This is a genomic window from Achromobacter animicus, assembly GCF_040775605.1.
Lineage (GTDB): Bacteria > Pseudomonadota > Gammaproteobacteria > Burkholderiales > Burkholderiaceae_B > Achromobacter > Achromobacter animicus.
Window position 1 is genome coordinate 5961407 of sequence record NZ_JAYGJK010000001.1, and the last position, 22338, is coordinate 5983744.

General features: G+C 56.8%; 20 protein-coding genes. 19 read left to right on the plus strand and 1 reads right to left on the minus strand.

Annotated elements, in window-relative coordinates; genetic code table 11:
* The first annotated feature begins 74 nt into the window (after nucleotides 1-74).
* The 5 genes from AB3147_RS27260 to hslU all read left to right on the plus strand — a co-directional run bounded on the left by AB3147_RS27260 (nucleotide 75) and on the right by hslU (nucleotide 4780).
* The gene (locus AB3147_RS27260) at nucleotides 75-578 is read left to right on the plus strand and encodes a Fur family transcriptional regulator (RefSeq protein ID WP_056327248.1); all 504 of its coding nucleotides are present in this window, start codon (nucleotides 75-77) and stop codon (nucleotides 576-578) included.
* A gap of 426 nt (nucleotides 579-1004) precedes the next feature.
* The gene (locus tag AB3147_RS27265) at nucleotides 1005-2132 is read left to right on the plus strand and encodes a CobW family GTP-binding protein (protein ID WP_191577591.1); all 1128 of its coding nucleotides are present in this window, start codon (nucleotides 1005-1007) and stop codon (nucleotides 2130-2132) included.
* 124 nt (nucleotides 2133-2256) lie between these two features.
* Complete coding sequence (dksA, locus tag AB3147_RS27270) at nucleotides 2257-2721, plus strand: RNA polymerase-binding protein DksA (protein WP_056327244.1); 465 nt, start codon at nucleotides 2257-2259, stop codon at nucleotides 2719-2721.
* Between the two features lie 114 nt (nucleotides 2722-2835).
* Nucleotides 2836-3375 (plus strand): ATP-dependent protease subunit HslV, encoded by a 540-nt coding sequence (hslV, locus tag AB3147_RS27275; protein WP_054430777.1) that lies wholly within the window; start codon nucleotides 2836-2838, stop codon nucleotides 3373-3375.
* Nucleotides 3376-3445: 70 nt separating this feature from the next.
* Nucleotides 3446-4780: an ATP-dependent protease ATPase subunit HslU gene (gene hslU / locus AB3147_RS27280; RefSeq protein ID WP_175124909.1), complete on the plus strand. Its 1335-nt coding sequence runs from the start codon at nucleotides 3446-3448 to the stop codon at nucleotides 4778-4780.
* 77 nt (nucleotides 4781-4857) lie between these two features.
* Here hslU and AB3147_RS27285 read toward each other — a convergent pair whose 3' ends face one another.
* Nucleotides 4858-5163, minus strand: coding sequence for a copper-binding protein (locus AB3147_RS27285; RefSeq protein WP_175124908.1), 306 nt, complete (start codon nucleotides 5161-5163; stop codon nucleotides 4858-4860).
* Between the two features lie 204 nt (nucleotides 5164-5367).
* Between AB3147_RS27285 and AB3147_RS27290 the strand changes: the two genes are divergently transcribed.
* The 14 genes from AB3147_RS27290 (at nucleotide 5368) to AB3147_RS27355 (ending at nucleotide 22334) form a co-directional block, all read left to right on the plus strand.
* Nucleotides 5368-5928 (plus strand): cob(I)yrinic acid a,c-diamide adenosyltransferase, encoded by a 561-nt coding sequence (locus AB3147_RS27290; protein ID WP_367353447.1) that lies wholly within the window; start codon nucleotides 5368-5370, stop codon nucleotides 5926-5928.
* A gap of 175 nt (nucleotides 5929-6103) precedes the next feature.
* Nucleotides 6104-7165 (plus strand): dTDP-glucose 4,6-dehydratase, encoded by a 1062-nt coding sequence (rfbB, locus tag AB3147_RS27295; protein WP_218342547.1) that lies wholly within the window; start codon nucleotides 6104-6106, stop codon nucleotides 7163-7165.
* A gap of 139 nt (nucleotides 7166-7304) precedes the next feature.
* A complete protein-coding gene (locus AB3147_RS27300; RefSeq protein WP_367353448.1) occupies nucleotides 7305-8228 on the plus strand; it encodes a glycosyltransferase family 2 protein in 924 nt (307 codons plus the stop codon).
* A gap of 7 nt (nucleotides 8229-8235) precedes the next feature.
* Entirely contained in the window at nucleotides 8236-9135 is a 900-nt protein-coding gene (gene rfbD, locus AB3147_RS27305; protein WP_218342546.1) for a dTDP-4-dehydrorhamnose reductase, read from the plus strand.
* Complete coding sequence (rfbA, locus tag AB3147_RS27310) at nucleotides 9132-10013, plus strand: glucose-1-phosphate thymidylyltransferase RfbA (protein WP_175136863.1); 882 nt, start codon at nucleotides 9132-9134, stop codon at nucleotides 10011-10013. Before rfbD ends, rfbA begins: the two co-directional genes overlap by 4 nt.
* Nucleotides 10013-10558, plus strand: a complete 546-nt coding sequence (gene rfbC, locus AB3147_RS27315; protein ID WP_367353449.1) for a dTDP-4-dehydrorhamnose 3,5-epimerase — start codon at nucleotides 10013-10015, stop codon at nucleotides 10556-10558. The genes rfbA and rfbC overlap by 1 nt, the downstream gene beginning before the upstream one ends.
* Nucleotides 10555-11601 carry a UDP-glucose 4-epimerase GalE gene (galE, locus tag AB3147_RS27320; protein WP_367353450.1) on the plus strand — a complete coding sequence of 349 codons (1047 nt, stop codon included), beginning with the start codon at nucleotides 10555-10557 and terminating at the stop codon, nucleotides 11599-11601. The genes rfbC and galE overlap by 4 nt, the downstream gene beginning before the upstream one ends.
* A complete protein-coding gene (locus tag AB3147_RS27325; RefSeq protein WP_175124901.1) occupies nucleotides 11588-12406 on the plus strand; it encodes an ABC transporter permease in 819 nt (272 codons plus the stop codon). The genes galE and AB3147_RS27325 overlap by 14 nt, the downstream gene beginning before the upstream one ends.
* Nucleotides 12396-13787 carry an ABC transporter ATP-binding protein gene (locus AB3147_RS27330; RefSeq protein WP_175136866.1) on the plus strand — a complete coding sequence of 464 codons (1392 nt, stop codon included), beginning with the start codon at nucleotides 12396-12398 and terminating at the stop codon, nucleotides 13785-13787. The genes AB3147_RS27325 and AB3147_RS27330 overlap by 11 nt, the downstream gene beginning before the upstream one ends.
* Nucleotides 13788-13870: 83 nt before the next feature.
* Entirely contained in the window at nucleotides 13871-16039 is a 2169-nt protein-coding gene (locus AB3147_RS27335; protein ID WP_367353451.1) for a methyltransferase domain-containing protein, read from the plus strand.
* A 96-nt stretch (nucleotides 16040-16135) separates the two neighbouring features.
* Nucleotides 16136-18391 carry a glycosyltransferase gene (locus tag AB3147_RS27340; protein WP_367353452.1) on the plus strand — a complete coding sequence of 752 codons (2256 nt, stop codon included), beginning with the start codon at nucleotides 16136-16138 and terminating at the stop codon, nucleotides 18389-18391.
* A complete protein-coding gene (locus tag AB3147_RS27345; RefSeq protein WP_218342542.1) occupies nucleotides 18388-19338 on the plus strand; it encodes an NAD-dependent epimerase/dehydratase family protein in 951 nt (316 codons plus the stop codon). The genes AB3147_RS27340 and AB3147_RS27345 overlap by 4 nt, the downstream gene beginning before the upstream one ends.
* A 104-nt stretch (nucleotides 19339-19442) precedes the next feature.
* Nucleotides 19443-20834, plus strand: a complete 1392-nt coding sequence (locus tag AB3147_RS27350) for a hypothetical protein (protein ID WP_367353453.1) — start codon at nucleotides 19443-19445, stop codon at nucleotides 20832-20834.
* Nucleotides 20835-20993: 159 nt separating this feature from the next.
* Nucleotides 20994-22334, plus strand: coding sequence for a hypothetical protein (locus AB3147_RS27355; RefSeq protein ID WP_367353454.1), 1341 nt, complete (start codon nucleotides 20994-20996; stop codon nucleotides 22332-22334).
* Nucleotides 22335-22338 lie beyond the last annotated feature (4 nt).

The window sequence follows — 22338 nt, forward strand, 5'->3', positions numbered from 1 at the left end:
GCGGGGGTTTTCTGCTACCTTCCAGGCATCTCGCGCGCGCGTCGCGCGCGCTTCCCATTCAGATAAAGCCCGCCATGTCCGCTCCGTCCCGTCCACCCCGCAACGACAGCGTTGGCGCTCAGCTCAGCGTCGCCGAAACGCTGTGCGCGCAGCGCGGACGCCGCCTGACCCCCATCCGCCGCAAGGTCCTCGAACTGTTGCTGCGCCATGGCCGCAGCCTCAAGGCCTACGAGCTGCTGGACGCCATGCGCGCCGTCCACCCGGGCGCTGCGCCGCCCACGGTATACCGCGCCCTGGACTTCCTGATGGACGAAGGCCTCATTCACCGCCTGGACGCCGTCAATGCCTGGAGCGCCTGCCACGACGCCGGCGGCGCCCCGCATGACCTGCTCGTCGTCTGTACCGGTTGCGGCGCCGTCGCTGAAGTCTCCGACCCGGCCATGAGCCGTCAGTTGGCCGAACGCGTTGCCCAGACGGGCTATGCGCTGGCCACGCATGAAACCGAAATCCGCGCGCTGTGCCCGCAGTGCCAGAAGACCCAGCCGGCCGACGCGGGTCATCACCATCATCACCACTGATCGGGCGGGCGCCCCTGAGGCGTTTCATCCATTGGGTGCGCCTCATCCTTGGATTGGCCTTATCCCGGGCACCTCTCATCCTTTGATGAGCCCCATTTCGAGCCGCATCTCATCCTTAGGATGCGCCCCATCGGCCGCGCCATTTCAAGCCCGCCCGCTCCCGGGCCGCCGGCTCGCCCTTGAATTCAGGCAAACCGCCCCAAAATAGAGGTATCGCCCGATACTTGACGGCGATCGGCTGCCATCTGGCGGCCACGGCCCCCCGGGTTGGCCCGGGGTTTGCCCCCTGCCCCCGACTGTGCTGTAATCCTGCGTCCGGCCGCTATCGGTGGCTCTCGCAGCCTGTGGCAGACATCAATCGGCAGGGACTGAAAACCCCGTCAGGCGCTGTGTTTCACGCCCTGACATCACGCTAGCAGCTTCGCCATGAACACCCCGCGCAGTTTGGACAAAATGGTTCCCGTCACCATCCTCACCGGCTTCCTCGGTGCGGGCAAGACCACCCTGCTCAAACGCATCCTGACCGAATTCCATGGCCGCCGCGTCGCCGTCATCGAAAACGAGTTCGGACCCGAAAGCATCGACAACGACCTGCTCGTGCAGGACAGCGACGAAGAAATCATCGAGCTGTCCAACGGTTGCGTCTGCTGCACGGTGCGCGGCGACCTGATGCGTACCCTGTCCGAGCTGCGCGCCAAGCGCGAAGCCGGCGAACTCACTTTTGAACGCGTCATCCTCGAAACCACCGGCATGGCCAACCCCGGCCCCGTGTGCCAGACGTTCTTCATGGATGACGACATCGCCGAGTACTACCGCCTGGACGCGGTGGTCACCGTGGTCGATGCCAAGCACGGCATGTCCACGCTCGACGAACAGCCCGAAGCCCAAAAGCAGGTCGGTTTCGCCGACCGCATCCTGATCTCGAAGAAAGACCTGGTCAACGAAGTCGACTACGAAGCGCTGCGCCACCGTCTGGTTCACATGAACCCGCGCGCACCGATCACCGCCGTCAACTTCGGCGACGTCGACCTCAAGTCCATCATCGACATCAGCGGCTTCAACCTGAATTCCATTCTGGACATCGACCCGGAGTTCCTGGCCGATGAGCATCCGGACGCCGCGCACAACCATGCCCACGGGCACGATCACGACCATGATCACGGCCACGGCCATGACCACGATCACGATCATGACCACGACGGCGAATGCGGCGCGCACTGCAATCATGCCCACCATCACCACCCCAAGCACGACGACGAAATCGGCGCGTTCGTGTTCCGTTCCAACAAGCCGTTCGATCCCGCGCGCCTTGAGGAATTCCTGGGCGGCGTCGTGCAGGTCTATGGTCCCGACCTGATGCGCTACAAGGGCATCCTGTACATGAAGGGCATCAACCGCCGCATGTTGTTCCAGGGTGTGCACATGATGATGGGCGCCGAACCCGGCAAGCCGTGGACCGCGGCCGAAAAACCGTCCACCAAGATGGTGTTCATCGGACGTAAGCTGCCCCAGGAGATTTTTACCCGGGGCTTGGAGCAGTGCCTGGCGGGGTAATCCCCATTCCTGCGTGACGCGATGCGACGAAGGCAGTACTGTGAGGTACGGATAGCGTAGGCAACAAGTAACACGGACCGGGACGGACGCCCGCGCCAGGATCGATTCATAGTGGAGTGTTTACATGGCTACCAAGGCAGCAACCAAAAAATCAAGTAAGTCGACGAGCGATACGGCGATTGATCTGCCCAGCGAAAAGGAATTGCTGGCCATGCCCGAGTCGGACTACATGAACGACCGCCAACTGGCGTTCTTCAAGGAACGGCTCAAACAACTCGAGCAGGACATTCTGGCCAACGCCGGCGAGACCACCGAGCACCTGCGTGAAACGCAATTCGTGCCGGATCCCGCCGACCGCGCCACCATCGAGGAAGAGCACGCCCTGGAACTGCGCACCCGCGACCGCGAGCGCAAGCTGCTCAAGAAGGTGCAGCAATCCATCGCCCGCATCGATAGCGGCGAATATGGCTGGTGTGAAGAAACGGGCGAGCCCATCGGCATCCCCCGTCTGCTCGCCCGCCCCACGGCCACCCTGTCGCTCGAAGCGCAGGAACGCCGTGAAATGCGTCAAAAGCTGTACGGCGACTGATCCGTCCCGCTTCCGCTCCGTCCCTGAAAGGCCATGCCGGTTAACCGCATGGCCTTTTTTCTACTTGATATCCCGGCGACCGCCCCCAGCTAAAACTTTCAACGGAAGGAACGCATGGAACAATTTCACGCCACCACCATCGTGTGTGTGCGCCGCGGCAACCGCGTCGCGCTGGGCGGCGATGGCCAGGTCACCCTGGGCAACATCGTCATCAAGGGCACTGCCCGCAAGATCCGCCGCCTGTACCACGACAAGATTCTCGCTGGCTTCGCCGGCGCCACCGCCGATGCGTTCACGCTGCAGGAACGCTTCGAAGCCAAGCTAGAAAAGCACCAGGGCAACCTGATGCGCGCCGCGGTCGAACTGACCCGCGACTGGCGTACCGACCGCGTCCTGCGACGCCTGGAAGCCATGCTGATCGTGGCCGATGCCGAACACACGCTGGTTCTCACCGGCAACGGCGACGTGCTGGAACCCGAGCACGGCCTGGCTGCCATCGGCTCCGGCGGCGCGTACGCGCAATCGGCCGCGTTGGCCCTGCTGCGCAACACCGACCTCCCGCCCGAGACGATCGTCAAGCAATCGCTCGAGATCGCCGGCGACCTGTGCATCTACACCAACCAGAACCACGTCATCGAAACGCTGGGCGACTGACGCCTGCCGCGCGGCGCACCCTGCGCCGCGGCGCCCTCCCAGCCCGCCCTAGCTTCAAGGATCCGCCCTCATGTCCGCATCCAACATGACGCCCGGAGAGATCGTCTCCGAACTCGACAAGTACATCGTCGGCCAGAACCGCGCCAAGCGCGCGGTCGCGGTGGCACTGCGCAACCGCTGGCGCCGCCAGCAGGTCGCCGAACCTCTGCGCCACGAAATCCATCCCAAGAACATTCTGATGATCGGCCCGACCGGCGTCGGCAAGACCGAGATCGCCCGCCGCCTGGCAAAGCTGGCCAACGCGCCGTTCATCAAGATCGAAGCTACCAAGTTCACCGAGGTCGGCTACGTGGGCCGCGACGTGGACACCATCATCCGCGACCTGACCGAATACTCCATCAAGCAGACCCGCGAACTGGAAATGCGCCGCGTGCGCACCCAGGCCGAGGACGCCGCCGAAGACCGCATCCTGGACGCCCTGGTTCCGCCGCCCCGCGGCGCCTCGGGTGAGCCCCAGCGCGGCGAGGACAACAGCGCCCGCCAGACGTTCCGGAAGCGCCTGCGCGAAGGCCTGATCGACGATCTGGAAATCGAGATCGAAGTCGCGCAGACCGTGCCGCAAATGGACGTCATGACCCCCCCCGGCATGGAAGAAATGGCCGAGCAGTTGCGCGGCATGTTCGCGGGCATGGCGCGCGACAAGAAAAAGCCCAAGAAAATGAAGGTGCGCGAAGCCTTCAAGCTCATCGTCGACGAAGAAGCCGCCAAGCGCGTCAACGAAGAAGACCTGCGCAGCGTTGCGATCAACAACGTCGAGCAGAACGGCATCGTCTTCCTGGACGAAATCGACAAGATCGCCGCCCGCCAGGAGTCCGGCGGCGCGGATGTCTCGCGCCAAGGCGTGCAGCGCGACCTGCTGCCGCTGGTTGAAGGCACCACCGTCAACACGCGTTACGGCATGGTCCGCACCGACCACATCCTGTTCATCGCGTCCGGCGCCTTCCACCTGTCGCGTCCGTCCGACCTGATCCCCGAGTTGCAGGGCCGCTTCCCGATCCGCGTCGAACTCGAATCCCTCACCGCCCAGGACTTCGTGCGCATTCTGTCCGACACGGATGCGTCGCTGACCAAGCAGTACACGGCGCTGATGGCGACCGAGGACGTCGAACTCGAATTCACCGACGAAGGCGTGCGCCGCCTGGCGGAACTGGCCTTCGAGGTCAACGAAACCACCGAGAACATCGGCGCCCGCCGTCTGTACACCGTGATGGAAAAGCTGCTGGACGAGCTTTCCTTTGACGCCACGTCCAGCCAGGACAAGCACGTCAAGATCGACGCCGCCTACGTCAACTCGCAACTGGCCGAAGCTGCCAGCAGCCAGGACCTCGCCCGCTACGTGCTCTGACGCCCCGGGCTCCCGCCGCAGACGCAAAAAAACCCCGCCGCAACGCTTTGCGGCGGGGTTTTTTCTTTGGGACAGCGTCAGTTCGTGATCGCCGTCACCACGTACTTGCCATCCTTGCGCGTAGCGGTAAACCGCACCTTGTCGCCCGCCTTGATATTGGCCAGCAACGCCGGATCGGCCTGGTAGACCAGCGACATCGCCGGCAGGTCCAGCGCCTTGATGGCATCGTGCTTTATCGTTACCTTGCCCGCCGCGGCGTCCACGCGCCGCACCTCGCCCGTGGCATCGGCCTGCTGCGCAAAAGCGACTGGCGTCGCGAGCGACACGACAGCCATTGCGGTGGCAACGGCCATGGGCGTTGCGTACTTGCGGTTAAAACCCATATGTAACCTCCCTATGCGATCCAAGCGGCCGGGGCGCCTAAGGCGTTCCTGCCGCTTTTTACAGTGCTAGGATACTGCGCGAATGCAACCATTCCGCCGCCAGTGCGCAACAATCCTGACGGTTGTTTGCGGGGCGGCTCTGCTTGCGGGCTGCGCTTACCGTCGGAAGCAAGCCTCCAACTCTTCTCACTCAATCAAAAAACCATGGCCAACCGCTTATCCGTCATTGCCACCCGCACCGGCGACGATGGCACCACCGGGCTCGGGGACGGATCCCGAATCCCCAAGGACGCCCCGCGCATCGCCGCCCTGGGCGATGTGGACGAACTGAACAGCGTCATCGGCCTGCTGCTCACTGAAACCCTGCCGGACGACGTGTCCGCCGACCTGCTCACCATCCAGCACGACCTCTTCGACATGGGCGCGGAGCTTTGCATCCCCGGCCATGCCGCGATCACCCAAGAGCAGGTTGCTTATCTGGATGCGCGGCTCGCGCACTACAACGCGGCGCTGCCGCCGCTGCGCGAGTTCATCCTGCCTGGGGGCTCGCGGCCGGCGGCGGTGGCGCATATGGCGCGCACGGTGGCCCGGCGGGCTGAGCGTGCGGTGGTGGCACTCGCGGAGGTGGAAAGCGTGAATGCGCCGGTCCGGCAGTACCTGAATCGGCTGTCGGATCTCCTGTTCGTGGTGGCGCGCTTCCTCAATAAGGCGACTGGTAAAGGGGACATATTTTGGACCAGCCCAGTCGCCCGTAAGGCCACGTAACTCCTGCGTGAATTTGCAAGGGCAAAATTGTGGCCTCTTTCTATGCCGTTGTGACCACCTCGTTTTGACAAACGCTTTGTTTCACTTGTTTGAAGGCGTCATGACAGTTGCGGCATAATTGAGGGTTAACGAGCGGGTTCGCGCACCGCGCTCATCGCTCAAGGACTATATAAGAATGAGTATTATTGTTACCGGCGGAGCGGGCTTTATCGGCTCCAACTTCGTACTCGACTGGTTCCTGGAATCCAATGAGCCCGTTGTGACGTTGGATAAGCTCACCTATGCGGGCAACCCGGACAACCTCGCTACGCTTAAAGGCAATCCCGCTCACAAGCTGGTTCAGGGAGACATCGGCGACTTTGAACTCGTCAGCCAACTGCTCACAGAGCACAAGCCGCGCGCCGTCCTCAATTTCGCCGCGGAATCGCACGTGGATCGCTCGATCCACGGTCCGGGCGAGTTCATTCAGACCAACATCGTTGGCACCTTCCAGCTGCTCGAAAGCGTGCGCGCGTACTGGAATGCGCTTCCCGACGATGATCGCGCGGCGTTCCGCTTCCTGCACGTCTCCACCGATGAAGTCTACGGCTCGTTGAAAAAGGACGATCCCGCCTTCAACGAGACCAACCGGTACGAGCCCAACAGCCCCTATTCGGCCAGCAAGGCAGCCAGTGATCACCTAGTTCGCGCGTATCACCATACCTACGGCCTGCCCGTGCTCACGACCAATTGCTCCAACAATTATGGTCCGTACCATTTCCCCGAAAAGCTGATCCCGCTCGTGATCCACAATGCGCTGGCTGGCAAACCGTTGCCTATCTACGGCAACGGCCAGCAGATCCGCGATTGGCTGTACGTGAAGGACCACTGCGCAGCGATCCGCCGGGTGCTGGCCGACGGCAAGCTGGGCGAAACCTACAACGTAGGGGGCTGGAACGAAAAGGCCAACCTCGACGTCGTCCACACGCTTTGCTCGCTACTCGACGAGCTCAGCCCTCGTGCCGATGGTCAGCCGTATAAGAACCAGATAACGTTCGTCAAGGACCGGCCGGGTCACGATCAGCGATACGCCATTGATGCGTCGCGCCTGGAGCGGGAATTGGGATGGAAGCCGGCGGAAACCTTCGAATCCGGCATTCGCAAAACCGTTGAATGGTATTTGGCTAACCAGGATTGGGTCGCGAACATCACCAGCGGCGCTTATCGCGACTGGGTGAACACCCAGTACGACGGCTGAATGTGCCAACGGCTTGCGCTCCACCCGGATCGCGGCCTCCTGCAATCATGAGCGCTTCCCCAATTTACTTCCCGTACCCATTCGTTGAGCAGTGGGCAACAGCGTTTCCCTTCAATCGCATTCTCTCGGGGATGGCACGATGAGCCAGAACGTCGCTATCCTCCTCTGCACCTATCAAGGTGGCCAGTACCTTGCAGAACAGTTGGATTCCTTCGCCTCACAATCGCACCGGGAATGGAGCGTTTGGGTATCGGACGACGGTTCCCAGGACAACACGCAAGAGGTGCTCAAATCGTACCAACAGGCTTGGGGACCAGAACGCCTTTTTGTCCGCGCGGGACCACGCAAGGGCTTTGCCGCGAACTTCCTGTCTCTTGTCTGCCGCGACGAAATCGCTGCTGATTATTACGCAATGTCGGACCAAGACGACATATGGCATGCTGACAAGCTTGAACGGGCTGTCCGCTGGCTCAAAACTGTCCCCGATGACGTCCCGGCGCTATATTGCACCAGGACCGAGCTGGTGGACGAAGCAGGCGGAAAACTTGGATACTCGCCCTTGTTCACGCGCCCGCCGTCCTTCAAGAACGCCTTGGTGCAGAACGTGGCAGGCGGCAATACCATGGTCTTCAACAACGCCGCACGCGAGTTGTTGAAGTCGGCCGGCGCCGACGTTAAGGTTGCAGCCCACGATTGGTGGGTGTACATCGTGGTGAGCGGATGCGGCGGCCAGGTGTTCTACGACCCCATCCCTTCATTGCTTTATCGGCAACATGCGGAGAATTTGATCGGCGCCAACACCGGCTTTGGCGCACGCCTTCAACGGATTGGCAAGCTGTTCAAGGGCCACTTGAAGGCATGGACAGACCAGCACATCGTTGCCATGCGGCCCATCATTTCCAGCCTGTCGCACGACAGCTCGTCCACCTTCGAGCGGTTCACCTTGGCGCGTCAACGCAGTTTGATCCCTCGCGTCTTCGGAATATGGCGATCTGGGATCTATCGACAGACTCCGCTCGGCAACCTCGGGCTGCTGATCGCAGCGATTCTCAATAGGATCTAGGCTCGTTATGAAGATTCTTCTATTGGGCAAGACCGGACAAGTCGGAAGTGAGCTGCATCGCACCCTGCTCCCGCTCGGTGAGTTGATCACGTTAAGCCGCGCAGAGGCGGATCTTGAAGTTCCGGCAAGTCTGATCGATGTGTTGGCAGCGCATTCACCGGACGTGATCGTGAATGCGGCTGCCTATACCGCGGTTGACAAGGCGGAATCAAATACGCAAACGGCGCATGCAATCAATGCAGAGTCTGTGGCGGTGATCGCTCAATACGCAAGATCACGCGGCGCGTTGCTGGTGCATTACTCCACTGATTACGTTTTTGACGGCGCCAAAACCGCAGCCTATGAACCCTCGGATATTACCAATCCGCTAAGCGTCTACGGTCGCACGAAACGCCAAGGCGAAGAGGCCATTGTGGCCAGCGGCTGCCCGTTCCTGATTCTTCGGACGAGCTGGGTGTTCTCAGCGCATGGAAGCAATTTCGTCAAGACAATACTGCGCTTGGCGAAGGAGCGCGACGAGTTGCGCATCGTCGCGGATCAGCACGGCGCACCCACGTCGGCGGAATTGATCGCCGACGTAACCGCGCTGGCTATTGCGGGATTTCGCCAGGGGCTGTGCAAGAGCGGCATCTATCATCTGACCGCCGCCGGCCGAACCACATGGCACGGCTTTGCGCGCCATATCGTGTCCCGCGCAACCGCGAACGGCGCGGCAATCAAGGCAAACTCCGAGAAGATTCATCCGATTCCCACGGACGATTACCCCCTGCCGGCACCCCGCCCCAAAAATTCCTGCCTGGACACGTCCGCGCTGAGCGAAGCGTTGCTACTACAGTTTCCCGACTGGACCGTTCATGTGAACCGAACCGTGGATCAATTGACTACATCGATGGAGTATCCCCTATGAACCGCAAAGGCATCATTCTGGCCGGAGGCTCCGGCACGCGATTGCACCCGGCCACGCTGGCCATTAGTAAACAGCTATTGCCGGTTTACGACAAGCCAATGATCTATTACCCGCTCAGCACTTTGATGCTGACGGGAATTCAAGACATCTTGATTATCTCGACGCCGCAAGACATTCCGAGATTCCAGCAACTTTTGGGTTCCGGGGAGCAGTGGGGCCTTAACCTTCAATATGCGGTCCAGCCCTCCCCAGACGGATTGGCGCAAGCGTTCATTATCGGTGAATCGTTTCTCGACAACTCGCCTTCGGCGCTTGTACTCGGGGACAACATTTACTACGGCCATGACTTCGCAAGCTTGCTGAGCAGCGCCAACGAGCGAACGACGGGCGCCAGCGTATTTGCTTACCATGTCCACGACCCAGAACGGTACGGCGTGGCGGAATTCGACTCCGAGGGAAAAGTTCTCTCCATTGAGGAAAAACCTAAGACGCCAAAGTCGAATTACGCGGTGACCGGTCTGTACTTCTATGACAACCAGGTCGTCGACATCGCGAAACGCATAAAGCCATCCCCGCGCGGCGAACTTGAAATTACCGATGTGAATCGCGTCTACCTGCAGCAAGGAAATCTCTCCGTGGAAATCATGGGTCGGGGATATGCCTGGCTGGATACCGGTACCCATGAATCCTTGTTGGAAGCAAGTCAATTCATCGCGACTTTGGAGAATCGCCAAGGTCTGAAAGTGGCATGCCCCGAAGAGATCGCCTATCGCCAGGGATGGATCACTGCCGAGCAACTGGATGGATTGGCTACGCCCCTCCAAAAGACCGGCTATGGCCAATACCTGAAGCGCCTCCTCCTCGAAAGGATCTACTGATGAGAGTTTCCTCTCTAGAAATTCCAGAAGTTAAGGTTATTGAACCCAGGATTTTCCAGGACGCGCGCGGATATTTCTTTGAGAGTTTCAATCATCGTCAATTCGAGACGGTCATTGGCCAGAGGGTCGAGTTCGTTCAGGACAATCAGTCCCTGTCCATGAAGAATGTCTTGCGGGGACTTCACTATCAAATCGAAAATACCCAGGGAAAACTCCTGAGGGTCATATCAGGTGAAGTGTTTGACGTCGCAGTTGACATTCGCAGATCGTCGCCGACATTTGGCCAGTGGGTCGGAGAGAATTTGTCTGCGGATAACAAGCGGCAATTATGGATCCCGCCAGGGTTCGCTCACGGGTTTCTGGTCCTGTCCGACTCGGCGGAAGTTTTGTACAAGACTACGGACTATTACGCGCCCCAGCATGAACGCTGCATCGCGTGGAACGACGAATCGCTAAATATACGATGGCCGCTTGGCGCCCCCCCGATACTGTCGAAATCCGACGAGCTGGGTAAGCCTTTAATAACCGCGGAACTATTTAAATGAGTTCAATCTTCGTGACCGGCGGCGCAGGCTACATCGGCACCCACACGTGCTTGGAATTGTTGCGGGCCGGCCATAAGGTTTTTGTTTACGACAATCTGTCGAATAGCAGCCGTCTGGGACTTGAACGTGTTGAGCGTATTGCCAACGCGGATATCCAATTCATGGAAGGCGACATTCGCGACGCAAGTGCGTTGACGCGCGCACTTCAGGAAAGCCAATGCGATTCGGTGATCCATTTTGCGGGATTGAAAGCTGTCGGCGAATCCGTTACGAATCCCTTGACTTACTACCATAACAACGTTGTGGGCACCTTTACACTGCTGACTGCGATGCAGACCATCGGCGTGAAAAAGCTGGTTTTCAGCTCTTCGGCCACTGTCTATGGTGAACCGGTATCATTGCCCATTGATGAAGCGCATTCTTTATCGGCAACCAATCCGTATGGCCGCACCAAACTGATCGCTGAAGACATGCTGCGTGATCACTTTCGAGCGTCACCGGATTGGAACGTAACCATTCTGCGTTATTTCAATCCTGTCGGTGCCCACGAAAGCGGCTTGATCGGTGAAGACCCAAAGGATACGCCGAACAATTTGATGCCATATATTGCTCAGGTGGCGATCGGGCTTCGCGAGAAATTGAATATCTGGGGCAACGATTATCCCACCCCTGACGGAACAGGCGTGCGTGATTACATACACGTCGTTGACCTCGCGATTGGGCACGTAAAGGCAATTGAAAGGGCGGCGCCGCCGCAATGCATCGAGTTGAATCTCGGAACCGGCCGTGGTTATAGCGTCCTGGAGGTCCTGCGCGCGTTTGAGCAGGCGAGCGGCAAGACCATCGCGTACGAATTTTTACCTCGAAGACCTGGTGACGTCGCCGCTTGCTACGCCAGCACCCGCCATGCCGAGTCAATACTGCAATGGCGCGCCGAACGAAACTTGGCAGCCATGTGCGAAGACCACTGGCGCTGGCAGCATCGCAACCCTGCCGGGTACGCTTCAAACAACGATTTCGCGAGTGAAAATGCAACGGAATAGCGGCTCCCCGGCTTCACTGACCAAGAGTCTTTGGAGCAATCGCGGCCTGATCAAAGCTCTGGTTAAGCGGGACGTGCTTGGCCGGTACAAAGGATCCTTCCTCGGGATCGTTTGGTCCTTTTTCAATCCGGTGTTCATGCTGCTCGTGTACACATTCATGTTCAGCGTGGTGTTCAAAGCCCGTTGGCCTGGCGGAAGCGAATCAAAAACTCAGTTCGCGATAATTTTGTTTGCGGGTCTGATGGTGTTCAACCTGTTTGCCGAAGTGATCAACAGAGCGCCAAGTCTCATCCTGTCGAATACGAACTACGTCAAAAAGGTGATATTTCCCCTGGAAATTCTGCCTGTCGTCGCCCTAGGCGCTGCGCTCTTTCATTTTCTGATCAGCATGAGCGTCTGGTTGCTGTTCTATCTTATTTTTCTAGGCATACCGCCAGCAACCGCACTCCTTTTACCCATAATCTTGTTCCCACTGCTGCTTTTCACCCTTGGGATAACCTGGATTTTGGCGTCCCTAGGCGTTTTTCTGCGTGATGTGGGACAGGTGATTAGCATCCTGACCATGGCCCTGATGTTTCTATCCCCGATCTTCTACCCGATCTCCGCGCTGCCTGCACAGTATCAGGAGTTCATGGTGATGAATCCAATGACTCCTGTGGTCGAAGCGGTTCGAAACGCCCTGATCTGGGGCAAGGCTCCCGACTGGTTGCTCTACAGCGGTTACACGCTAATAGCTGCCATGATCGCGTGGCTGGGATTTGCATGGTTTCAAAAAATGCGAAAGGGATTTGCTGATGTCCTCTGATACTGCAATCACGGTTGAGAACCTTAGCAAGTGCTATCAAATCTATTCCTCGCCGCGGGATAGGCTGAAGCAGTTTTTCATCCCTCATCTGCAACGCGCGGTGGGAAAGCCGCCGAGCCATTACTTCAACGAGTTCTGGGCACTTCGAGACGTATCGTTCGAGGTTAAGAAGGGCGAAAGTGTGGGCATTCTTGGACGTAATGGATCCGGCAAATCCACTCTTTTGCAGATGATCTGCGGCACGCTTTCCCCAACGGCGGGCAGCGTTCAAACGACCGGCCGTATTGCTGCGTTGCTCGAACTGGGCTCTGGTTTCAATCCTGAGTTTTCTGGTCGAGAGAACGTTTACATGAATGGAGCCCTGCTTGGACTAACCAGCCAACAGATAGATGAAAGATTCGATGCCATCGCCTCGTTCGCGGATATCGGTCAGTTTATCGATCAGCCCGTCAAGACCTATTCGAGCGGCATGTTGATTCGGTTGGCTTTCGCCGTTCAGGTTCAAGTCGAGCCCGATATCCTCGTCGTTGACGAAGCGCTGGCTGTGGGCGACGCGCTTTTCCAAAAGCGATGTTTCCGGCGCATCGAGAAGCTGGTAGCCGATGGAACGACTTTGCTTTTTGTGTCTCACGACCAGGAAAGCGTTCGGACGCTCACCAGTCGCGCCCTCCTCCTCAAGCAAGGTCGGACCGTCACCTGGGGCAAGTCGTCGGACGTGGTCCTGGAGTACCGACGGCAGCTGCACGACGAAGAATCGTCGTACTTCACGGCAGCCACGAAACAACTCGCGGCCAAGGCCCAGGCTGCGGTGACGCCTGCAGCGACGGGAGATGGCTCCGATCGATCCGACGAGCAAGCCCATACCTCGCCTGCGGAGACGGCACGCTCCGACAAGCTTACGTTTGGGGATGGCGAGGTCAGAATCGTCAAAGTGGAGACATTGAATGGCGAGGGGCAAGAGTCGACTGTGTTCTTCCCGGGCGACGCGCTTCGCATTCGGATTTCGTGCGAGGTCTTAAGTCCCATTTCCAACCTGAATGTTGGCGTGAGAATCAGGAACAAGGAAGGCATCAAGATTTACTCTTGGGGCACACTTAATCAAGACATGCGGTTAAGAAATTCGGCCGCCAGCACTCCACTATTCTGGGACCAGAAGTTCTCCGCGGGCGAGACATTTGCGGTTGAACTGTCGTGTGACTCACCGTTGGGGATGAATCTGTATGAGATTCAGGCAACAGTAACGTTTGAAGAAACGCCGGACTACATGGGACAACGCATGTTGCATTGGATCGACGAAGCCGCTTTCTTCCAAATTTTGATGAATCGCGATGAAAACTTCTTTGGTGGGGTCGCGGATTTGAGGATGAATGCATCGTGGTAAATAAGATTTCACCCCACTCGGAAGTACCCGACCGCGAGCCGACCGTACTTGGCGGAATTGAGCGTGTAATCCGTACATGCGGAATGTCGAAGATATTATGCCTTGGCCGGTCCAGTTCAGCTCATGTGACGGCACTGCTGAAACACGGTGTGGATGCTGTCGGCTTTAGCGAGTCCACGGCGACGGCGCAGGGCGCCGACGGTCAGATAACTGGCGGGAACTTGTCTGGATCGGTCACTCAGTTGCCGTTTCAGGACGCCGAATTCGGCACCGTTCTCATCGTCGACTGCCTGGAGTACGTGCATACTGGGAAAGTCGAGCAGGCACTATCCGAAATTCGCCGCGTGGCGCAGCGTTATGTCTGGTTGCAGGTGGCAACGACTGCGGCCGCGCAGGATCCCGCGCGCTTGACCGTTCAAGATCGCGCATGGTGGGAACGCCTTTGCTTCGAAGCCGGTTTCCGGAAGCATCCAGCCTACTACGCTGTGAATGATTATGAAAGCCTGAATAGTGACGGCGCTTCGATCTGCATATTGTTGGAACGCATGCCCGCAGCAGCTGAAGCCGCATATCCGCTGTCATCGCTGGATGAAGAGCGCAGTCTGCACATGGATATGTTTCGAGACACGGGCACTCGATCAGATGCTCACGTCGGACGATATCATTTCGCCTCCAAATACATCAGGCCCGGTGATGTAGTTCTCGATGCCGCGTGTGGACTCGGGTACGGCACGTATACTTTGAAAGGCCTGACGGCAGCGTCGTCCTTCAGGGGTATCGACGGTAGCACTTCCGCAATCGATTATGCCAACGCCTGCTATAGCGTAGACCAGACCATTACCTTTTCGGAAGGCTTTCTACCCGAATGCCTGTTCGACATCCCGGACAACAGCGTGGACGTTGTCGTTTGCTTTGAAACGTTGGAACACGTGGAGCGTCCGGCTGACCTCTTGAAGGAGTTTCGCCGCATTCTGACTCCTGGAGGCAGAATCATATCGAGCGTTCCCAATGACTGGAGTGACGAGACGGGAGAAGATCCCAACCCGTATCATTTCCACGTTTACGATATTCCGAAATTCACCTCCCAGATGGAAGGCTGTTTCGAAATCGAACATCTGTTCGGCCAGACTGCAGACAGGGTGAAACTAGCAAACGGACGATGCGAATGGGAAAGGCGCCCGCGTCAGCTTCGCGAAATTGCCCTCGACGAAACAGAGGGCGTCGAATCTGAATGGCTGTTGGCGATTGCCGCCAAATCCCCAATCGGAGGTGAGGACGTCCCGTACGTTGACAAGGGTTACACCTCTGAAGAGCGGGTAACGACGGGGAATGCCTTGGCATTTTCTCGAGATTACGAAAATCCATGGCTGATTCGAAGCCTGGTTGCTCTGGGTTCTCGGACATCCAATGGTCGTCTGCGTGAAAAGTGGGCCCGCCAAACGTTGATCAAGGCCTCGTCGGATAGCCCCGATGCGGGAGCAGCCCTTTGTATACTCGCGTATCTGGCTCTGAATCGAGAAATCGTCCTTGACGATGCTGATGGCGAAGCAATCAAACGATACATCGCCGATGGACAAGCGTCGAGCAACCCAAGCGTCCTGCGCTGGCAAGTTTCCCTTGCGTACGTTCAAGGGCTGCTTTCGCTGAGCGTTGGCGACCGCAACGGTGCGAAAGAATATCTTCGATGGGTGCTTGATGCGGACGTGGCAAGCTTCAGCGTTACGTTGTTGACTAAGCCCGCCCAGGCTGGATATTTGCTCGGGCTATTGGAAGCTGTGGACGGCGACCTCGCCGCGGCTCGCCAGACTTGGCGGCAAACCGCTGTGGACGTACAAGGTGCCATGGCGCAGTACTTTTCCGCGCCTCATCTAACACCCGCGCCGTTCGTCCTGCGCGAAACGGCGGCCGCGATGTTGTTCTGTGGCCGAATACTGGCTGCGGACAAGCATTCGGACAGCCTGAACTCAGCGCCTGCGGCCTTCTTCGATAATGCAGCAAACGACTACTTGTCCGAGATCGAGCGCTTGACCGCGCTCGCTCTCAAGTTTGAATACCAGCTTGTCGCAGAATCTCGGGAGAATGGTCGTGCGCTAGCGTCGCAGGCCCACCAGTTGGCCGAGATTCAAAAGTATGTGGTTGCTTTGGAGCAAAGCCGCAACGAGCAGAAGCTACAGATGGCCGAGCTGCGCCAATATATTTCCGACCTTGAAGAAAACCAGTCCAGGCTGACGCAAGAATTACAGAAACGATAGGCTGCGCAACTCTAGCGGCGGCGAATGTTTTACTTTTTTCGAGCGTCTCGGGTTCGATGTAGACGGGAACATTCATAATAATAGGATTAACCATAAATGAAGAGTCTAAACGTTTGGATTGTGACGTCCGAATTCCCACCCATGTACGGCGGCGGAATTAGCACCTACTGCCGCGAAGCTGGCATGGCATGGGCTGAGTCCGGGCATTCGGTTACCGTGTTTACGCGGGCGAACCCTGGACAAACTGAAATCAGCGAAGAATCGCTGCAAGAACGGTTTGGGCTCGTTCGCGTTCCAGTCGTGGCTGCTCCGAAATTGCAGGCTGCACTCGGTTACTGGCATTTGATGTCTTATTGCATCGCCGACGAAATCATCCGTCGAATCAAGACATCGGGAATAACGCCCGACATGATCGAGGTTCAGGACTATGGCGCAATGGCGTATTTCCTGTTAAAGCGAAAGCTGGCTGGCGCGCCTGAATTGACTTCGACCCGTATCGTCATCTATTCCCATACGCCCGTTTTCGAGCTCGCCCAGGTCAACCAGGAACCGTCATATCTCTTTCCCAATTACTGGTTGGGCCAGTGCGAGAAATTTTGCCTGCGGGCGGCCGATGCTGTGCTTAGCCCCTCTGAGTTCCTGAAAGGGAAGATTCAGCAGCATACTGACAAACCCATCGAAGTCATCCCCTACCCGCACTTTCAAACTGCATCTGAACCGTCTGGCAAAGGGGAAGACGTCCCGGAGTTTGACTGCATTTATCTGGGAAGACTGGAATACCGTAAAGGTGTAGTGCAACTTCTAAGCGCTTTCAAGACGCTTTGGGAGGCCGGGCACAAGATTCGCCTGCGCATGGTGGGGGGTGATACCCATTGGTCGCCCAAGCAGATCAGTATGAAGACATATATCCAAAACAGATATTCGTCTTTCATCGATCAGGGCCTGCTCACCTTGTCTGAGCCAGTTCCCACGGACCAACTCCCTGCGATTTTTGCTTCGGCCCGAGTCGTTGTGGTGCCGTCGATATACGAAAACTATCCATATGTCTGCATGCAGGCCATGGAACTGGGAATGCCCGTCGTCGTCTCGAAGTCCGGAGGGCAGGCCGAGATGGTTGGGTCCGACTCATCCTGCGGCTGGGTGTTCGATTGGGACCAACCCAACAGCTTTCAGGACACCATTCAGCAAGCGCTGGCAAGTTCACCCGCGGAATTGAAGACAATTGGCTCCAACGGCCAGCTAAGAATCCGGGATGTTTGCTCGGTACCGAACTTCATTCAGAACCGGACACAGCATCTGGCTCGCACGATCGCGCTCTCTGACTCCCAACCCGCGAAGTATCCGTTTGCGCATGAGGACGTCAAGGTGGATCGCATTGCTCCCGTTGCACAAGACGTTTCGGGCAGTGTGTCAGGGCGAATTTCCGTCGTTATACCCTTCTACAACCTGGCCGCGTTCCTTCCCGACACACTGGCCAGCGTGGCAGCCAGCGACTATGCGGATATCGAGATCGTCATTGTGAATGACGGTAGTACCGATTCCGATGCAATTAAGCTGCTGGGGCAACTGCGTCAGACGAGTCCACATCTTCGCATTCTGGACATAGAGAATGGCGGCCTGGCCAACGCGCGCAACGTGGGCGCTCGGGCGGCCACAGGAGAATACGTTGCCTTCTTGGACGCTGACGACTGCGTCATGCCCACGTATTACTCGCAGTGCGCGCACATCCTGAAGAAGTTTGACAACGTTTCCTTTGTTTATTCCTGGCTAAATTACTTTGGTGAGAGTGAAGGCTATTGGCTCAACTTCGACACTGAGTTCCCCTACTTTCTGGCCGCCAACATGCTCGCTGCGTTCCAGGTTGTGCGGAAGAAGGATTTCCTGGAAGCCGGCATCAATGATCAAGAAATGATGTTTGGAATGGAAGATTTTGAGGCATGGCTGCGGATGGCCAGCCTCGGGTACAAGGGAGTTTCCATTCCTGAGCCGCTCGTGAACTATCGTGTGCGACACAATTCCATGGCTCGGCAGTTCCGGCGGAGCACCGTTCTCTATATGTACGAGCAGATGGCCAAGAAAAACCCAGCCATCTATCAACGGTTTGGCGATGAGCTCTTCATGCTGATGAATGCGAACGGCCCCGGGTACCTCTGGAACAACCCCACCATGACGTACCCAAGCATTGGCTACATCGGGGATGGCGCGATCACTGCCGCGGAAAGCACGGCCGTTGCAACTGAATTCAGTGCTGGCGATTTGATGCGCCTGAAAGCTCTCGCATCGAGGCCGTTCATGGCAAAAATCATAAGGCTGGTACTTTCTTTCAAGGCCGACAAATGGTTCAAACGATGACCGATAACGCAACGCCCCTACGTTGCCTCGTCCTCGGTGGGCGCGGGTTCGTAGGGTCCCATCTTGTCGATGGGCTGCTCGCGGCGGGACACCGCGTTCGTAGCTTTGGACGCCTGCATACCGGCCATCACAAACCTCGTGAGAATCTCGAATATTTCGACGGAAATTTTGAAAATTCGGATGACGTGAGATCAGCGTTGGAAGGCTGCGATGTTTGCTATCACCTGATATCCACGACGTTGCCGAAGTCGTCGAATGGCGATCCTTGCTACGACATCGAAAGCAATTTGATTGGCAGCGTTCGACTGCTCACCGCGGCCGTCAGCGAGGGTGTAAAAAAGGTAATCTTCACCTCGTCGGGCGGCACGGTGTACGGAAATCCTCGGTATACCCCTATACCAGAGAGCCATCCCACCGATCCCATTTGTTCCTATGGAATCACCAAACTCGCTATTGAGAAGTACCTGGAGATGTTCCGGACCCTGCACGGGTTGGAGTACCAGGTCCTGCGTTTGGCGAATCCTTATGGGGAAAGACAGCTGACGCGAGGCAATCAAGGAGCCATTGCGATCTTTCTGGGAAAGATCATGAGAGGAGAGAGCGTGGATATTTGGGGCGACGGGTCGTCGGTTCGGGACTATCTGCATATTTCAGACGTCACACGCGCGCTAATTCGTTGCATCGAGCCGGGGCGTACCGAGGAGCGCGTTTTAAATATCGGCTCCGGGATAGGCGTCTCGGTAAATGAGCTACTGGATTCGATAGAAGCGGTCGTTGACCGGCCTGCAGAACGGAAGTATCTACCAGCCCGCGCATTCGATGTTCCCTCGAATGTGCTGGACATATCAGCGGCGCACCGTTCGCTCGACTGGTCGCCTCAAGTCGGCTTTACCGTGGGCATATCACGGTTTTACCGCTGGCTTTCGAATAACCCCCACGCTCTCTAAGCGCGCAGGGCAAGCAAACACGACTGTCACATGGGGCTGGACCAAATTCAATTTATATTTGGACCTGGGCGTCTCCAGGCGATTAAACTTGTGCTGCAAGACAAGTGAACCGCATTCGCGTCAAAATGCATAAAATCGATATATTGGACAGACCGGGATTTAGGCGCGCTTTTGCAAATAATGGCGCGCCTTATATATTGCTGGTCGCGGTCCTTGTAATTTCTGCCATCTGTTTTGGACCGGGTATCGTCATGTCGGATACCATGACCAGATGGGCGGGCGCCTACACCGTTATCGGCAAGCTTGATATTCCGTGGGGCCTGGAACTTTGGCTGGCCCCGACGATGACGTGGTTTATGGTGCCATTTGCCGCTACGGAATTTGGTCCACCGTTATTTCTTATCGCACAAATCGCCTACTTAATGCTCGGGGGAGCGGCATGGATTCGTTTCTCCTCATGCCAGCGCCCATGGTGGGTCGGTTTCGTGTTTATGATTCCACTTATTTTCACTTACGCAAGCTTCATCGTCCCGGACGTTTGGACGCTAGCCGCGATCTTGGTCACCGTCGGTTGTTTTCAAGCGCTTGAGACATCAAGACGCACGCTTCCGCTTATCATCTTTTTTTTCTCTTGCATCGTTCTATTCGGTTTCCGCCAGAATTCGCTCGTCCTTGTGCCATTCATTTGGTTTTTCATCTGGCGACTCCGGCAAGTGACAAAAAGGGTAAAGGCAGGTATGTTCGCCATTACTGTTCTCGCCCTTTCTACGATAGCGCTGGTGCCCCCCTTTGTGGGATTCGTCGGTCCAGATAGTTCGGCGTCCGCACCTGCTTGGGAACTGGCTGGGGCAATCAGGATAGCGAAGGAAAACGGTATTCCCTTAGATTCAACATTGTCGCTCGAAGGTTTTGGTGACACGGAACTTGCCGCCAGTCGCCACTCATTTGTAACCATAAATCCCCTTATTTGGGGGAGCGACGCTGCAATTCCGACGATGGCCATAATGAACCAGTCAGCAGAGATAAAGTCTCGATGGCTGCAGATGATAATTAAGCACCCCATCATATACATTAAGACCAAACTCAGGATCTACGAATGCATGATGGGCCTTTGTGAAGGCGACATAATTGGAAGAACGACTTGCATGAAGCCGTGGCCTCAGTTGGAGGGACTCCTTCGCACATGTGACGGTTCTGGATCAAGTTCGAAGGTTTTAACAGCGGTAAATAAGATTCAGGAAACGACAGGCATACTATTCCTTCCCATAATTTGGATCCCGCTATCCGCCGCAATAATGTTTCTCAGTTGGAATACATATAGCCGGCACGATCGGATCTTGATCATTCTGGCAGCAGCATATTTTGGAAGCTTCTTTGTACTCAATCAAGCGGCGACGTTCAGATATTTCGTGCCAACGTATGTGGTGTTTGCAGCATATCAAGCCCGGTTTTTTCTTTCCTTACCCCGGACGTTAATGCGACGAAAGCACGGGTGATTGAATACGACATGACCAGTGGTCTTGCAATGGCAAATCCTGGTCCAACTATGATTTGAAAACTTCGCGTCGCGATGATGAGCAAACGATGCTTGCGCCGTTTCATATCGTACTAGTTTTATATGGAATCTAATGGCCGAAAACGCCATACGCAAACGTATGTCCGAACGCCTCGCTAGCCGTGAGAAACTCGGGCCTTGCCTGCTGCTAGCCGCGGTGCTCGCTCTGTCTTTTCTGGTCTTCGAGCCTGGCATCTCAATGTCAGATACCTTGGCTAGGTGGGCCGGCGCCTACACGATAGTCGGGAAACTCGAGATCCCCTGGGGATTTGAACTTTGGTTGGCCCCAACGATGACCTGGTTTATGGTCCCGTTCGCGGCAACTGAGTTCGCAGGGCCATACTTCCATGCCGCTCAAGTTTTTTGGCTGCTTTTGGGCGGCATTTCTTGGATCTATTTCACTTCCAGTGCCCGCCCGTGGTGGGTGGCAGTACCTTTCATGATCCCGTTGGTCTTTGCCTATACGAGTTTCATCGTGCCGGATGTCTGGACGCTCACTGCGATTTTAGGGATTGTCGGCTCCCTATATGCATTAGAACGGTCGGCTCGTGTATTAGTAATATTCGTGTTTCCGCTATCTTGCGTGATCCTATTCGGCTTCAGACAGAATTCACTGGTGCTCCTGCCATTTGTGTGGTTGTTTATTGCAAAGCTGCAGAACGGATCAAAGGCCCTAAAATTTGCTCTGGCGGCAACGACTTTGGCGGCCTTGGGCGTCATCAACTGGGTCCCTTCCACGATCGGCTTCCAAGGTGCCACTAGTTCTGCAGCTGCGCCAGCGTGGGAACTCCTCGGAGCTATCAGTGTAGCGCGCGAGATTGGCATGGAACTGGACCCGGCGGTTACCTTTGACGGCATCGCCGACACGACCAAAGCCGTGGAAGAACACTCATTCGTCACGATTGACACCGTTCTTTGGGGTGAGAACGCAGCGATTCCGACGACGGCAATCATGGCTCACGCGGACGAAATCAAAAGCAGGTGGTTTCGGCTGATTCTCAGGCACCCCATGTTATATCTGCGGACGAAGGTGAGAATCTATAAATGTATGCTCGGATTGTGCCAAGGATACCTCCAGACCCGAATCGCATGCGTGAAGCCGTGGCCGGTGCTGCAGGATAACCTAGACACGTGTGTGCCCGACTCCAACGCCGCCAACGTGCTCAACAAGCTGAACCGTATTCAGGGGCCGGCACAAGCCGTACTGCTGCCAATTTTTTGGCTGCCCCTCTCTATCGTTGTTTTTTTCTTCGCATGGCGTGGGTATGGCCCGCACGACAGAATGGTGATCTGTCTGGCGACAGCGTACCTCGGTAGCTTCTTTCTGCTGAACCAAGCAGCATCGTTCCGATATCTACTCCCGACCTACGTAGTGTTCACCGCATACCAGATTCGGTTTCTACTCGAACTTCCATCAAGATTCAGAACGCGACATTCGTGAGCGG

What these genes read in the sequence shown, in the direction of transcription:
- rfbB (WP_218342547.1), top strand. Translation starts at nt 6,104, where the DNA reads ATGAGTATTATTGTTACCGGCGGAGCGGGCTTTATCGGCTCCAACTTC.
- rfbC (WP_367353449.1), top strand. Translation starts at nt 10,013, where the DNA reads ATGAGAGTTTCCTCTCTAGAAATTCCAGAAGTTAAGGTTATTGAACCC.
- AB3147_RS27345 (WP_218342542.1), top strand. Translation starts at nt 18,388, where the DNA reads ATGACCGATAACGCAACGCCCCTACGTTGCCTCGTCCTCGGTGGGCGC.
- AB3147_RS27340 (WP_367353452.1), top strand. Translation starts at nt 16,136, where the DNA reads ATGAAGAGTCTAAACGTTTGGATTGTGACGTCCGAATTCCCACCCATG.
- rfbD (WP_218342546.1), top strand. Translation starts at nt 8,236, where the DNA reads ATGAAGATTCTTCTATTGGGCAAGACCGGACAAGTCGGAAGTGAGCTG.
- dksA (WP_056327244.1), top strand. Translation starts at nt 2,257, where the DNA reads ATGGCTACCAAGGCAGCAACCAAAAAATCAAGTAAGTCGACGAGCGAT.
- rfbA (WP_175136863.1), top strand. Translation starts at nt 9,132, where the DNA reads ATGAACCGCAAAGGCATCATTCTGGCCGGAGGCTCCGGCACGCGATTG.
- AB3147_RS27325 (WP_175124901.1), top strand. Translation starts at nt 11,588, where the DNA reads ATGCAACGGAATAGCGGCTCCCCGGCTTCACTGACCAAGAGTCTTTGG.
- AB3147_RS27355 (WP_367353454.1), top strand. Translation starts at nt 20,994, where the DNA reads ATGTCCGAACGCCTCGCTAGCCGTGAGAAACTCGGGCCTTGCCTGCTG.
- galE (WP_367353450.1), top strand. Translation starts at nt 10,555, where the DNA reads ATGAGTTCAATCTTCGTGACCGGCGGCGCAGGCTACATCGGCACCCAC.
- AB3147_RS27285 (WP_175124908.1), bottom strand. Translation starts at nt 5,163, where the DNA reads ATGGGTTTTAACCGCAAGTACGCAACGCCCATGGCCGTTGCCACCGCA.
- AB3147_RS27330 (WP_175136866.1), top strand. Translation starts at nt 12,396, where the DNA reads ATGTCCTCTGATACTGCAATCACGGTTGAGAACCTTAGCAAGTGCTAT.
- AB3147_RS27290 (WP_367353447.1), top strand. Translation starts at nt 5,368, where the DNA reads ATGGCCAACCGCTTATCCGTCATTGCCACCCGCACCGGCGACGATGGC.
- AB3147_RS27335 (WP_367353451.1), top strand. Translation starts at nt 13,871, where the DNA reads ATGTCGAAGATATTATGCCTTGGCCGGTCCAGTTCAGCTCATGTGACG.
- hslU (WP_175124909.1), top strand. Translation starts at nt 3,446, where the DNA reads ATGTCCGCATCCAACATGACGCCCGGAGAGATCGTCTCCGAACTCGAC.
- AB3147_RS27260 (WP_056327248.1), top strand. Translation starts at nt 75, where the DNA reads ATGTCCGCTCCGTCCCGTCCACCCCGCAACGACAGCGTTGGCGCTCAG.
- hslV (WP_054430777.1), top strand. Translation starts at nt 2,836, where the DNA reads ATGGAACAATTTCACGCCACCACCATCGTGTGTGTGCGCCGCGGCAAC.
- AB3147_RS27265 (WP_191577591.1), top strand. Translation starts at nt 1,005, where the DNA reads ATGAACACCCCGCGCAGTTTGGACAAAATGGTTCCCGTCACCATCCTC.
- AB3147_RS27300 (WP_367353448.1), top strand. Translation starts at nt 7,305, where the DNA reads ATGAGCCAGAACGTCGCTATCCTCCTCTGCACCTATCAAGGTGGCCAG.